General features: G+C 66.8%; 10 protein-coding genes. 6 read left to right on the top strand and 4 right to left on the bottom strand.

Features of this window, described 5'->3' with window-relative positions:
• Nucleotides 1-50: 50 nt before the first annotated feature.
• The gene (locus AB4Z55_RS14060) at nucleotides 51-2,162 is read left to right on the top strand and encodes an MMPL family transporter (protein ID WP_248642699.1); all 2,112 of its coding nucleotides are present in this window, start codon (nucleotides 51-53) and stop codon (nucleotides 2,160-2,162) included.
• A gap of 60 nt (nucleotides 2,163-2,222) precedes the next feature.
• Here AB4Z55_RS14060 and AB4Z55_RS14055 read toward each other — a convergent pair whose 3' ends face one another.
• From AB4Z55_RS14055 to AB4Z55_RS14040, 4 genes are read right to left on the bottom strand one after another with little or no spacing between them, the layout of a single operon-like run.
• A complete protein-coding gene (locus AB4Z55_RS14055; protein ID WP_369519927.1) occupies nucleotides 2,223-3,914 on the bottom strand; it encodes an ATP-binding cassette domain-containing protein in 1,692 nt (563 codons plus the stop codon).
• Nucleotides 3,911-4,807 (bottom strand): ABC transporter permease, encoded by an 897-nt coding sequence (locus tag AB4Z55_RS14050; RefSeq protein ID WP_369519926.1) that lies wholly within the window; start codon nucleotides 4,805-4,807, stop codon nucleotides 3,911-3,913. Before AB4Z55_RS14050 ends, AB4Z55_RS14055 begins: the two co-directional genes overlap by 4 nt.
• A gap of 1 nt (nucleotide 4,808) precedes the next feature.
• On the bottom strand, nucleotides 4,809-5,879 hold the full coding sequence (locus tag AB4Z55_RS14045; RefSeq protein ID WP_248642703.1) for an ABC transporter permease: 1,071 nt from the start codon (nucleotides 5,877-5,879) through the stop codon (nucleotides 4,809-4,811).
• A complete protein-coding gene (locus tag AB4Z55_RS14040) occupies nucleotides 5,879-7,474 on the bottom strand; it encodes an ABC transporter substrate-binding protein (RefSeq protein ID WP_248642704.1) in 1,596 nt (531 codons plus the stop codon). The genes AB4Z55_RS14045 and AB4Z55_RS14040 overlap by 1 nt, the downstream gene beginning before the upstream one ends.
• Before the next feature lie 239 nt (nucleotides 7,475-7,713).
• Here AB4Z55_RS14040 and AB4Z55_RS14035 point away from each other — a divergent pair, with 239 nt between their 5' ends.
• The 5 genes from AB4Z55_RS14035 (at nucleotide 7,714) to AB4Z55_RS14015 (ending at nucleotide 14,242) form a co-directional block, all read left to right on the top strand.
• A complete protein-coding gene (locus AB4Z55_RS14035) occupies nucleotides 7,714-8,916 on the top strand; it encodes a GNAT family N-acetyltransferase (RefSeq protein ID WP_248642706.1) in 1,203 nt (400 codons plus the stop codon).
• 54 nt (nucleotides 8,917-8,970) lie between these two features.
• Complete coding sequence (locus AB4Z55_RS14030; protein WP_248642708.1) at nucleotides 8,971-10,221, top strand: acyl-CoA dehydrogenase; 1,251 nt, start codon at nucleotides 8,971-8,973, stop codon at nucleotides 10,219-10,221.
• A 3-nt stretch (nucleotides 10,222-10,224) separates the two neighbouring features.
• Nucleotides 10,225-11,124 (top strand): N5,N10-methylene tetrahydromethanopterin reductase, encoded by a 900-nt coding sequence (locus AB4Z55_RS14025; protein ID WP_248642709.1) that lies wholly within the window; start codon nucleotides 10,225-10,227, stop codon nucleotides 11,122-11,124.
• 58 nt (nucleotides 11,125-11,182) lie between these two features.
• Complete coding sequence (locus tag AB4Z55_RS14020) at nucleotides 11,183-12,478, top strand: NtaA/DmoA family FMN-dependent monooxygenase (RefSeq protein ID WP_248642711.1); 1,296 nt, start codon at nucleotides 11,183-11,185, stop codon at nucleotides 12,476-12,478.
• 168 nt (nucleotides 12,479-12,646) lie between these two features.
• On the top strand, nucleotides 12,647-14,242 hold the full coding sequence (locus AB4Z55_RS14015; RefSeq protein ID WP_369519925.1) for an APC family permease: 1,596 nt from the start codon (nucleotides 12,647-12,649) through the stop codon (nucleotides 14,240-14,242).
• Nucleotides 14,243-14,277: the final 35 nt, after the last annotated feature.

Raw genomic sequence — 14,277 nt, 5'->3', positions numbered from 1 at the left:
CGAACGGAAGCTCCGTGAACCCACCCACTCCTGCTCGACGAGTCAGTCGTTTGCGATGGATTCTGCCAGCCCTGTTGGTCATCGGATGGCTGGCCCTGGGCTCCGTCGGCGGGCCGTTCGCCGGAAAACTCGGCGACGTGCAGGCGAACGACAACACCTCCTTCTTGCCCGCCTCTGCGGAGGCCACCGAGGTCTCCCGCCTCGAAGCCGACTTCGTCGACTCGTCCGAGATCCCCGCCGTGGTCGTCGCCGAACGCACCAGCGGCATCACCGACGCCGACCTCGCCTTCGTGTCCGACGCCGTGAGCAAGGTGGCCGGCACCGACGGCATTTCCGAGCGCACGTCGCCACCGATCCGCTCTCAGGACGGCAAGGCGATCCAGATGATCGTGCCCGTCGACTCCTCGGGCGAGGTCTCGGAAAGCGTCGAGGCCCTGCGCACCGAACTCGCGAACGGCCCGCCCCAGGGGTTGTCGGTGTACGTGACCGGACCGGCGGGTACCGCGGGTGACCTCACCACCGCGTTCGGCGGCATCGACGGACTGCTGCTGCTGGTTGCCGGCGCGGTCGTCATCCTCATCCTCATCGTGGTGTATCGCAGTCCGATCCTTCCGTTCGTCGTGATCGTCTCCGCCGTCTTCGCGCTCGGGCTCGCGAGCCTCCTGGTCTACGTGCTCGCATCGAACGACGTGCTGACGCTGAACGGCCAGAGCCAGGGCATCCTCTTCATCTTGGTCTTCGGCGCGGCAACGGACTACGCGCTTCTACTGGTGTCGCGGTACCGAGAAGAATTACGACTCACGGCCGACAAGTACGACGCGATGAGGGCGGCGTGGCGCGCGACCCTCGAACCGGTCGCGGCCTCCGCCGGTACGGTGATCGCCGGCGTGCTGTGTCTGTTGCTGTCGGACCTGAATTCCAACCGCGGACTCGGCCCGGTTGCGGCGATCGGTATCGCGGCCTCCTTCCTGGCCTCGATGACCTTCCTCCCCGCAGCTCTGACCCTGTTGGGACGCGGCGCCTTCTGGCCGAAGCGGCCGGTCATCGAACCCGAGGCCGCGCAGCGTGACGACAGCAGCAACCACCGATTCTGGGGCGCCCTGGCGAACCGCATCGGGCGACACCCCCGCCGTTTCTGGGTGGCCACCACGCTGCTGCTCGTCCTGTTCGCACTGTTCCTCCCCCAGTTCAAGGCCGACGGGGTCGCGCAGTCCGACACCTTCCTCCTGAAGGTGGAATCGCAGGAGGGCCAGGAGGTTCTCTCCGCCCACTTCGACGCCGGAGACGGATCGCCTGCGGTCATCATCGCCAACGGGGCATCGCTCCAGCAGGTCCAGAGCGCGGCGACCGGCGTCGACGGTGTCGCCGAGGTCGTCCCGGTCACCGATCCAAGTGGCGCACCCAAGACCGTCGACGGACGGGTCGCACTGCAGGCGACCCTGACCGACCCGGCGGATTCACTGGCCGCCGAGGAGACCATCGAACGCCTTCGCGACTCGGTCGGGAACGTGAACGGCGCCGATGCACTCGTCGGCGGCCCGACGGCTGTCGACCTCGACACGAAGACGACCGCCATCCACGACCGGAATCTGATCATCCCGATCGTCAGCATCGTGGTGCTGCTCATCCTGTGCGCACTGCTTCGCGCGATCGTCGCGCCGATCCTCCTGATGGCCACCGTCATCTTGAGTTTCGCGGCGACATTGGGAATCTCGTCGATCGTGTTCAACCACATCCTCGGGTTCCCCGGTGCCGACCCGGTCGTACCGCTGTTCGCGTTCGTGTTCCTGGTGGCCCTGGGCATCGACTACAACATCTTCCTGATGACCCGTGTTCGCGAGGAGGCTCTCCAGATAGGTACGCGCCGAGGCGTTCTCCGCGGACTGACCGTGACCGGCGGAGTCATCACGTCCGCCGGCGTGGTCCTCGCCGCGACGTTCTCCGCCCTGGCGGTCATTCCGCTGATCTTCTTGGCGCAGATCGCGTTCATCGTCGCCTTCGGCGTCCTCCTCGATGCCCTGATCGTCCGGACGCTCCTGGTCCCGGCGCTGGTCTACGACATCGGCCGACCGGTGTGGTGGCCCAGTGCGCTGGCCAAGAAGGAGGACGTGCCGGAAGAAGCGCAACTGGTGGGCGCTTCGGAGGGTGACCGCGAAGCCTGAGTCAACCGTGGTCGCGGTAGGTGCCGCGGGTCCGGTCGTCATCGCCGACCCGCGGCACTTCTACGCCGTTGTCACTGATCGCACGGCCGGAGGGCGTGGTGGCAACACCGCGTCGACCAGGCGGCGGGTGACCGGATCTCGTTCCGGGGCAGTGAGATCCCGGGCATCGAAGCGGTCGACCACGCGACCCCGATCCAGCACCACCACATCGTCGGCGAACGCCTGCACCACGGCCAGATCATGCGCGATCAGCACGAACGTCACCGCCGTCGTCGATCGCAGATCCGCGAGCAGACGCAGGATCTCGTCCTGAGTCGTCACGTCCAGAGCCGACGTCGGCTCGTCCAGGATCACCAGTGCCGGTTCGACACCCAGGGCACGGGCGATGCCGACCCGCTGCCGCTGGCCACCGGACAGCTGGTGCGGGTATCGATCTCGGATGACGTCCGGTTCCAGACCCACGAGCGCGAGCAGTTCGTCCGCGCGCCGCCGCAACGACCGCTTGCCCGTCAGCAGCCCCGATCGCCGGATCGGCCGAGAGATCTGTTCGCCGACCCGAACCCGGGGGTTGAGCGCACTACCGTGATCCTGGAAGACGAGTTGCACATGACGCGCACGGTCGGCACCGCGCAACCGGGACACCTCGACCTCACCGCTGTCGCGATGGATTGTGGCGTGTCCGCTCGTCGCGACATCGAGGCCCGCAAGGATTCGAGCGAACGTCGATTTGCCGGAACCCGATTCGCCGATCACCCCCAAGGTCCGGCCGCGCTCGATCCGGATCGACACATCGTCGAGGGCGGTGAAGTCCTCGGCACGCCATCCCGTGGCATCGAAGACCTTTGACACCCGATCGATCACCGCGGCGGGAACGGCATCATCCGACGACACCGCGCGGTCGGCGAGGTGCGCATCCGCGGACAGTTCCGGCACTGCGGTGATCAGCGTCCTGGTGTACTCGTGCTGCGGGTCCTCGAGCACCTTCCTCGTCGGACCGTGTTCCACCAGGCGCCCGCGACGGAGGACCGCCACGGTATCGCTGAGCCGGGCCACCACCCCGAAGTCGTGGGTCACCAACAGGACGGCCATCCCCAGTTCGCTGCGCAAGTCCTCGATGAGATCCAGGATCCGAACGGAAAGCGTCGGATCCAAGGCGGTGGTCGGTTCGTCGGCGATCAAGAGATCAGGCTCGGGAATGCACGCCACCGCGATCATCACCCGCTGACGCATCCCCCCGCTCAGCTGATGCGGGTAACTGCCGAGGACCCGGGCCGTGTCGGGAATCCCCACCCGTAGCAGCCACTCCGCGGCCACCTCGCGGGCATCGGATCTGCTGATGTCGCGATGCAACCGGATCAGCTCGACCAGTTGGGAACCGATGGTGAATGAGGGGTCGAACGACGTGGCCGGGTTCTGGAAGATGGTCCCGACCCTCGTACCGCGCAGCGCGTTCAGGTCCTTCTCGGTGGCTCCGACGATCTGGCTACCGGCCAATGAGATCGATCCCCGGACTTCCGGACGAGCACTGGCGGGCAAGAGTCCGGCGATGGCCGACGCGGTCACACTCTTGCCCGATCCGGACTCACCCACGAGGGCGAGAACATGGTTCGACGAGAGGTCGAACGTCAGGTCGCTGACGGCCTCCACCCCGCCATTGCGTTGCGGGAACCGGACCGACAGGCCGTCCACACTGAGCATCGGCGTGTCCGGAGGCGTCGTGCGGAGCTCGACACTGTGTTCTGTCGTGGTCATCGGCGGGGGCTCCATCGGGGGTCGAGAACGTCTCGGAGTCCGTCACCGAGCCAGTTGAATGCGAGTCCGACCACGAGGATCGCGACGCCGGGAACGATGGCGACGAATGGGCTACCCGAGATCAGCACCTTCGCCCCCTCGGCCACCATTCGACCCCAATCGGGCGTGGGCGGTTGCACACCGATACCCAGCGCACTGAGGCTCGATGCCAGGACGATGAGAATACCGATCAGGCTCGTCCAGTAGACGATGATGGTGGCGCCGACGTTCGGCAGGACTTCCGTCCTGAGAATCGTTGACGTGGATGCGCCCAGACCGATTGCTGCGTCCACGTATTCGAGTTCGCGCTGTCGCCGGGTCTCGGCGTAGACGATCCGCGTGACGTAGGGCACGGCGGCGAACACCACCGACGCGGCCACCACCCACACGCCCATGCCGATGACTTCGGCGAGTGCGAAGGCCACGATGACGACCGGGAAAGCGAACAGGATGTCCACGATCCGCATGACCCCGCCGGATACCCAGGACCGTGACCACCCGGTGAGCAGGCCGATCGAGGAGCCGATCGCCACGGCGACCGAGGTGGCGATCGCGGTCGGCACGATCGTGGCACGACCGCCCCAGATGAGTCGGCTCAGAATGTCCCGGCCTTGTTCGTCGGTGCCGAGAACGTGACCGTCGGTTCCGGGCGACAGATAGCGTGACGCGGCATCACCGACCGTCGGGTCACTCGGCGCCAACCAGGGCGCGAGGACCGACACGATCAGCACGAACGTCAACACCGAAACAGCCGCCACCAGTTGTCGGTGGTATGTCCACGCCGGCCGGGTCCACCTGTGACCCAGTATCTTCGGCCGCGTCTGTCCGAACGGTCCCTCTTCGGTGACGGTCACATCAGCTCCTCAACCTCGGGTCCAGGAGGTCCGCGATGATGTCGGTCGCGAGATTGACGATCACGAAGACCACGGTGACCAACATGACTCCACCCTGGATGACGGGATAGTCGTGCGCGCTGATCGCGTTCATCAGATCGGTTCCCACCCCCGGCCAGCTGAACACGAACTCGACGAACACCGCCCCACTCAGCAACGTGCCGATCTCCAGGCCCGTCGTCGTCACGATGATGGGCGCGACGTTGCGTCCGACATGTTTGGCCAGAATCCGCCGGCGCGGCAGACCTTGGCTGCGCAGCGTCCGTACATAGTCGGATTCCAAGCTCTCGATCACACCGGCACGCGCGAACCGTGCCAGTATCAGCATCGAGATCAGAGCAGCCGAGAATGCGGGGAGAATGAGGTGGTGGAGCAGGTCGCCCACCCCGCCGTCGCCACCCGCATCACGCATACCGGTGGCGGGCAACACTTTCCACTCGAGCGCGAAGACCCAGATCAGGATCAGGCCGAACCAGTAGACCGACAGGTTGGACCCGATCTGTACCAGCAGCATGATCGCGCGGTCGACGAATCGATTGTGGTTCAGCGCGGCGATGGTGCCGATGAGCACTCCGAACACCACCGACACCACAACCGCTGCCGCGGTGAGGACCAGGGTGTTGACGAAGGCGGTGCCCAACGTGTCGAACACGATCGACCCGTTGATGATCGAGCGACCCCCGCCGTCGGTGAACAGGCTCGACACCCAGCGGAGATACTGCACCACCAGGCCGTCGTCGAGACCGTAGGCCTGCTGCAGATCGGCCACCGCGTCGGGAGAGAGCACCCCGTGCAGACTCGCTTTGATCGGGTCGCCCGGACTCGCCTTTCCGAGTAGGAAGACCAAGATCGAGATGACGAACAACACGGGCACGAGCAGGAGTACGCGGCCCGCGATGCGCACGGCCAGACGGTGCCCGCGCGCTCTGCGTCGCAGCGTGTTCCAGCGCGTCGTCGGAGGACAGGCGGCGTCTTGCTCGCCGTCCTCGACTGTCCTGGACCGCGGTTCGTTCTCGAGCAGCGTCGTCGCCATCAGCCCTCCTTCGACACCGGGCCGAGGTCGTACCAATTGGTGTTCGGCCACACGAACCCCTGCACCTGGGGCGAGATCGCGTAGTAGCGGGTGAAGTTCACGGTCGGAATCACCGCGTGCTCGGCGGCGATGATTCTGTCGGCGTTCTGCCAGTTCGCGATACGCGTGTTCGGGTCGCTGGTGTAGCGCGCCGCGTCGAGTGCCCCCGTGATCGCCGGATAGTCGACGTAGCCTTCACCGCCGTTGGCCACGACCGTCGAGTTGAATCCCTCCAGCGCCCACTCGGGGTATGTGCCTCCGTATTCGCCGAGGTGGAACCCGTCGTCGGGTTGCGGGTTGGAGATACGGGACGAGTAGTTGCCCCGTTCGAGGGCGACAACCGGCGCGTCAATGCCGACCGCCTTCAGATTCGCCGAGATGGCCTCCGCCTCGGGCTGACCCGCGAGGTCAGCGATGATGTTGAACGACACCTGGCCGTTCGCGATGGCGTTGTCGGCCAGTATCTGCCGCGCACGATCGGGATCGTAAGAGTAGTTGCGGAGTTCCGGGTCATACGCCTCGTTACCGGGGTTCAGGAACGACCACAGGGGCTGCGCATGTCCGGAGTAGATGTTGTCGGCGAGGCTCTGCCGGTCGATCGCGAGTGAGACCGCCTCGCGCACGGCGGGATTCTGGGCCCAGCGGTTCCCGAAGAGAAAGGACACGTAATCCAGCTGGGCTCCGGTGCCCGCCGGAACCGAAGCGCCCTGCCGCTCCAGAAGTTCGACGTCGGTCGGCTGGACTCGGGTGAGGATGTCGATCTCACCGCTCTGGAAGGCCGCCAGCCGGCTCTGGTTGTTGGGGATCGTCCGGAACACCAGCCGTCTGAGGGCCGGCGCCGTGCCCCAGTAGTCGTCGTTCCGGTCCAGGGTGATGTGGTCGTTGATCTTCCGCTCGACGAAGCGGTACGGGCCGGTACCGGTAGGGTGTTCGGATAGACCGTCGTTGCCGTACTGACGCAGCGCGGCGGGGCTGAAGATCAACGGCGACCCGATGGACTGTGCGAGAAGGCGCGGGAAGCCCAGGTACGGCCGGTTGAAGGTGAACTCGTAGGTGTGGTCGTCGACGATGCGGGTACCCGCGAGATCGTTGAAGCGCGCCTTGAGCATCGCCGCGCTCTTCTCGTCGTAGAACTCGAACTCGGGGTCGGAGAACCTCTTGACATTGAAATCAACTGCGGCGGCGTCGAAGTCGGTCCCATCATGGAACTTGACGCCCTTGCGGAGGTCGAAGGTCCAAGTGGTGGCGTCGGGACTGTGGCGCCAAGCCGTCGCCAGACCGGGCGACAGTTCGGTCACGCCCTGGTTGGTCGACAGCACTTCTTGCACCAGCGGCTCGTAGATGTTGCGCGACGCACGGAACGTTTCCCAGAAGTACTCACGCTGCGGGTCGATGGCCGTCGGCTCCGTGTAGAGCCCGACCACCAGGGTGTCGGCGGGGTTCTTCGACGTGATCGAGCCACCACCACCTCCACCGCAGGCGGTCGCCACAACGGCGACCGCGAGTGTCAGTGCGGCCGCGAGGGCGCCACGACGACGAATCCGCTTGATCAGCATGGGCGTGAAGACCGTTCCTCGTAGGGGTGCGCCGAGGATTCGCAGCGCACATCGGGGCACGACCCTACGGGCCGGGTGCTTGGTCCGGCATCTCTTCGGCTCATCGTGATCCGATGGTTCACGCCCGGAATAGCGTTGACCGGTTTCGTTGCACGACAGATTGATTCCCCGATGATGAGATGAAATCCGGTCGGGTGAAACACTCGCTCCCCGACCGCGCGACGAAGATACTCGTGCAAGTGACCCTCGAGTTCCGGCATCTGTTCGACCCCGACGAGGTGAGGTCGGGCTTCGGCACCTTCCTCCGAGCCATGGTCGGCCTACCGACGATGGACATCGATGCCACGACCATCACCGAGGACGGCCGATTCATCGGCGCGCTCGAGTCCGGCGTGGTCATCGGCGGAGTCGATTCCTACAGCGGCTGGCTCGCAGTCCCCGGCGGCGCCCGGGTCCCCCACGCGGCTGTCACCCACGTCGGCGTCCTGCCGACCCACCGCCGGCAGGGTGTCCTCAGCAGGCTCGTCGCGGCCCAGTTCGACGACGCGCACAAGCGCGGGGAGATCGTCGCGACCCTGCGGGCGTCCGAGGCGGTGATCTACGAGCGGTTCGGCTACGGGGTCGCGTCCTCCGCCCGGTCGGCACGCCTGGATCGCCGGCACGCCCGCCTGCGTTCCACCGTGCCCGGCGATGACCGCATCAGGCTGGCCGACGGCGACGCGACGACCGAACAGCTCCGGGCGGTGATCGAGCGGGTGAACTCACCGGGGACGGTGGGACTGCCGGCCCCCTGGTGGGAGTTGCAGCGGATCCGTCGCACCGGAGGGTCGGCTCCGATCTATGTGGCGCTACACAGCACCGCCGCGGGGGTCGACGACGGTTACGTCGTGTACCAGGCCGAGGACCCGGAGCACTGGTTCGGAAGCCGGGGGCGGACCATAACGGTCACCGAGTTCGCCGCCGCGACCGACGTGTCGCGTGCCGCCCTCTGGCGACACCTCCTGTCACTCGATCTGGTCGACTCGGTGGTGATCAATGACCTGGCCCTCGACGACCCCATCGTCGTTGCCCTCGAGGACCCAAGAGCCGTCGAACTCGGGCCGGAGCACGACGAGACGTGGCTGCGCCTCATCGACGTCGAGGCGGCCCTCGACGCGCGGACCTATCGTGACGAGGACCCGGTGGCCGTCGCGGTCTCCGATCCCCTCCTGGCCGCGAATTCCGCTGTTTTCCAGATCGGTTCGAAATCGGTGCGCCGCGTCGAGACCGATCCCGACGTCAGTGTCGGCGTCTCGGCCCTGGCCACCACCTACCTCGGTGGCACCCGGTGGCGACAACTTGCGGCCGCCGGCCGGGTCGTCGAACATCGGCCCGGTTCCGTTGGCCGCCTCGATGCGCTTTTCAGCACCGACCGGTTGCCGTTCGCCGGGGTCGGGTTCTGACCCGCTACACCGCCGGCAACGGCCTTTCCCGTCTCGACAGAAAGCAGTGAGCACATGACCGACACCGCGGCCCCGACTGCGCCGGTGTACCTGGAGCCGGCGACGGCCACGGACAACGAACTCGACGAACGTTTCGGGCCGATATTCAGACGCATCGCCGATGGCAATCTCGAACGAGAACGAGGACGAGAGTTCGCCCACGACCAGGTGTCCTGGCTCAAGGCCGCCGGGCTGGGCCGGATTCGTATCCCGGTTGCCGACGGCGGACTCGGCGCGTCGCTGGAGCAGACCTTTGCCCTGCTGGCCGCGCTCGCCGAGGCCGACGCCAACGTCGCGCATGTCTGGCGCAATCACCTGGCGTTCGTCGAGGACCGGCTCAACGCACCGCGTTCGGCGGCCAACGACCGGTGGATCTCCCGGTTCCTGGCGGGCGAGTTCGTGGGCGGCGGGTGGACCGAAGCGAACAACGGAACCCTCGCCGCGATGGCCACCACCATCCGGCCGGACGGCGAGGGCCACCGCGTCACCGGCGCCAAGTTCTATGCGACCGGCAGTCTTTTCGCCGACTGGCTCGACGTGATCGGTCGCACCGACGACGGCACCCTGTTGACCGCTCTCGTCCGACGCGACCACCCCGGCGTCGAACTCGTGGATGACTGGACCGGGTTCGGCCAGCAGACGACGGCGAGCGGGACGGCCAACTACAGCGATGTACCCGCCGAGCACGGTGACGTCTTCCCGGTGACCGAGCGCTTCGCGTATCAGGGGCACTTCTACCAGGTCGCGATTCTCGCAGTCCTGACCGGGATAGTCCGGGCGACCCTGCGCGATGGGGTCACCGCACTGCGGTCGCGTGGCCGGAACTACCCGCAGGGACTCGACCCCGTGCCGGCCTCGGATCCGCAACTGCTGCAGGTCATCGGCGGCGTGTCGGCCCATGCGTTCGGCGCGGAGTCCACGCTTCGGCAGACCGCACGCGAGCTGGACAGGTTGGCCGCCGCGCACGCCGCCGACGACGCGGCCGAGCGCGCACGCCTCATCCGGACCTCACAGGTCGCCACAGATCAGGCACAGCTGGTGATCATCGATGCGGCGCTCAATGCGACGACGACGGTATTCGACGCGCTCGGCGCCTCCGGCGTGTCGACTTCGGCACTCCTGGACCGGCATTGGCGCAACGCACGAACCCTGGCGTCACACAACCCGCGTGTCTACAAGGCACGCATCCTCGGCGACTGGGTGGTGAACGGGGTCGACCCGGTACCCGATCTCTTCGCGGCCGGGCGTGGCGGGCAGGGCAACTGACCCATGGCCGCGCCCACCGTCGGACTCGGGCTGTCCGGCAACCACATCGTGCAACTTCTGGGTGATGAGAGACTCGTCACCGCCTGGGATGAACTGCCACTCGCATTCTCGATCCTCGGCACCGATCAGCTCGACGACCGTGGCGTCGAGGCCGACCACGTCGCCTTCGACGGCAGCGCTGCAGCCGCCATCCTCATGGCACGCACGACGAGCGCACGCGTGCTCATCGCGACACCCCCACGGCGCGACCATCCCTATAACCTCGCGCGTCGCATCGCGTCCCTGGGCCACCTCTCGGGCGGCCGTACCGGCGCGGTGTTCGGACTGCCGAGGCACTCCCTCGGCGAGATCGACCCGTGGGTCCGTCGTCGCGATGATGCCGAGATCACGCAGCGCCACACCGACGCCGTGGCGCGAGCAGTGCGCGACCTGGAACAGAGTTGGCCGCTCGACTCGGTGATCGGCGATCGCGAGACGGGGATCTTCGTGCGCTCCGACCGGATTCAGCACGTCGACATCGAGGGCGTGTATCCCATCGCGGGTCCGCTGACCATCCCCGAACCACCGTTCGGCCCGTCCCCGCTCGCCTGGTGGGTGGAACGCGGTGAACCGACTCCCACAGCCGCCGTGATCGATTCGGTCGACATCGTGCTCGGCGACCCGAGGACACCGCTGCTCGGCATCGGCGAGACACCGCCCCACGGTGCCCGTCGCGTCATCCTCGATGCGAGTCCGGACGCCGAACTCGCCGACGTGCTCGACGCCGCGCGAACGCTGCTGACCGACGCCGCGACTCACACCGACCGCGCGCTGCCCCTCCGCTCGGTTCTCGCGACATCGGTGTCGCCGCGCCGACGAGCTCGCTCGGCTTTCCCGGTGCCTCAACCATATCCGTGGCTGTGACGACCATCCCCCGCGCACCCGGCAACGGCATGCGCCTTCACCATGCTCAGGAGTGTCAATGACCGATCGGCGCGACGGACACGTCATCCTCGGTATCAACGTGCTGGTGCTCGGTTACCTGCCTGCGGCCTGGCAGTCGGCAGAGCTCGATGCCCGATCGTTTGTCGATCCCGCATACTGGCATCGGATCGGAGCCGCCGCCGAGCGGGGCACCCTCGACGCACTGTTCCTCGCCGACGTCCCGGCCCTCGGAGACCCCGCGTACGACGCGAATCCGGCGCACCTCGAGCCCACCGTCAACTGGGGATACGTGGCAGGTTCCACCGAGAACGTCGGTCTCGTGGCCACCGCGTCGACGACCTTCAACGATCCGCTGGAGTTCGCCGAGCGACTGCTGTCCTTCGACTACGCCAGCGGTGGACGAAGCGCCTGGAACATCGTCACGACCCGCGGTACGGCTCCCGCGCGCAACTTCGGGCTGCCCGACGTCCCGCTCCGCGACGATCGGTACGAGCGCGCCGCAGAGTTCGTCGATGTCGTTCGCGCACTCTGGGATTCGGTTGAATCCGGGCGCGAGGTGCATCATCGCGGCGAGTTCTTCTCGGTGGACGCCCGGTTGCGGGTGCCGGCCTCACCCCAAGGTCACCCGGTTCTCTTCCAGGCCGGCGGTTCGGCGAAGGGCCGCGCGCTGGCCGGCCGGGTCGCCGAAGGCGTCTTCGCAGCCGAACTCACCCTCGACAAGGCGATCGAACACTATCGCCTGGTGAAACGTCTGGCAGGCTCGGCTGGACGTTCTCCGGATGACGTCAAGATCCTTCCCGGACTACTGCTCTCCCTGGGCAGCACCGAGGAAGAGGCGCGGAGGCGGAGCGACGAACTGCACGACCGCGGTCCCGCTGCGTACTCCATCGGCTGGCTGTCGCAGGCCATCGGATACGACGCGTCGAAACTCGAACTCGACGAGCCGTTTCCGGAGGAGGTGCTGGCGGCACCCGCCGACTCGCAGACGTTCACCGGGAGTCTCGGCTTCCGCGAATCGATCGTGGCCCAGATCCGGCGGACCAATCCGACGGTGCGCGAGTACCTGAAGCAGACCCGCTACACCGGGTCCGGACACGCCGGCTTCGTCGGGACACCGGAGCAGCTCGCCGACCACATCGAGCACTGGTTCCACTCCGGGGCGATCGACGGTTTCAACCTTCAGCCGGACGTACTGGTCGACGGACTCGACGTCATCGTCGACGAACTCGTGCCCATCCTCCGGCGGCGGGGACTGTATCGGCACGAGTACGAGACCCACACCCTGCGCGAGCATCTTCGCGCCGGCGCGCCGACTCCGCCTTCCGCACTCTGACGGCGCCGGAATCGGACACATAGAATCTGTTCGGGCGCAACACATCTCCCGGTGTCGGCGCGCGCGCATACTCCTTCTCGACCGGCTCATCACATGAACGATCTCCGCCGAGGCGTTGCGCGTCGACGCACCTCACCCGAGATCGGCCAAGCAGAAGGACAGGGAGTCATGACTGCATCGGCAGAGACCCCACAAACCACCGACCGCGCTCTCGCACCGGCACCGGCGACGGACTCGTCACCGCCGACGGTGTCGTTCCGGGGGCGCACGCTCACCTCGGCCGACACCACCGGCCTGCGGAAGAACGAGCTGGGCGGATGGGGCGTGTTCGCCCAGGGCCTGGCCGCTGCCGCCCCGAGCGTCGCGATCGCCGTGGTTCCCTTCGCGCTCTTCACCGCGGCGGGCAAGGGTGCGGCATGGGCAGCCGTCATCGGCCTGGTGATCGTCCTGCTCATCGCCCTCACCATCGGCTTCCAGGCGCGCCGGACGGTGTCCAGCGGATCGCTGGGCACCTACACCGGCAACGGCCTCGGCCCGGGTTTCGCTTTCGTCGCCGGTACGAGCCTGCTGCTGGGTTACATCGGATTCGCCACCACCGGAGCGCTCGGCGGCGTCCTCTACGTCGACGCGTTCCTGTTCGAGATCGGGTTGGGCAGCGAGTCGACATGGTTCAAGCTGCTGCTCGTGCTGATCGTCGTCGGTGTCGGGGTCTACCTGCCGCTGCGCGGGGCAACTCTCGCAGCCAGATACGAACTCGCATTCGAGATCTTGGCGCTGATCGCGATCGCCGTGATCATCGGCGCGTCCTATGTGGCGTACGGCTTCCGCATCGACAGCGAGCAGTGGAGCCTGTCAAACCTCGGAAACAGCGCGACATTCGTCGCGGCGGTGACGGCCGTCGGCTCCTACGCAGGATTCGAGAGCGTCGCGTCGCTCGGCGCCGAAGCCCGCGACGCCCATCGCACGATCGCTCGTGCACTGTTGCGGGTGGTGCTCATCATCGGTGTTCTGTATCTGCTCGCAACCTATCCGCAGGTCCTGCACTTCGATGGCATCGACACCGACAAGGCGGTCCTGCCCCAGCTCGCCGATGAGACCGGCGTCTCCTGGATCAACACCTTCGTCAGCGCTGCGGTCGCCATCGCATTCATCGTCTTCGTCACCGCCGTCACCACGTCGGCGGCGCGCACCCTGTTCACATTCGCCCACGAGGGCGCACTGCCCCGTGCCCTCGCGCGTGTCCACCCACGCCATGGGACTCCGTGGGTCGGCATCCTCGTCGTCGGTGCGGCCGCCCTGACCTTCTCGGTGGTCGCGACCTTCAGCTCGGCAGGTCGCCTGGTCTTCGACGTATACGGCGCCTACGTGGCCAACTGGGGGTTCCTCATCAGCTACCTGCTCGTGGTGATCGCCACCCCGATCTGGCTGTACCGGATCAAGGCTCTGACGCCGGTCAGCGCAACGGTCTCGGGTCTCGCCGCACTCGGTCTGGGCTACGTCATCGTCAACAATGTGTATCCGCAACCGGAGTGGCCGTTCAACGTGCTTCCCCTCGTGTTCGGCGCCTTTCTCGCGATCGCCGTCGGGTGGTACGTCTACTTGCGCCGTGCGCGCCCGGAGGTCGCACGCCGGATCGGCAGCATCCAGACCCTGTCGGTCACCGAACAGGAACGGCTCGCCGACCTCGGCATCGTCGCGGTCCTCGACGGCGACTCCGAGCGGAATCCCGGCAGACTCGACTCCGAACGAGACCCGATCGCCTGACGGCGCAACGGCTCCGAGCGGGCGGGCGTGCACTT

This window comes from Gordonia sp. ABKF26 (genome assembly GCF_041103195.1).
GTDB classification, from domain to species: Bacteria; Actinomycetota; Actinomycetes; order Mycobacteriales; family Mycobacteriaceae; genus Gordonia; species Gordonia terrae.
The sequence above is the reverse complement of the archived record's forward strand: the minus strand, read 5'-3'. Positions and strand labels throughout refer to the sequence as shown.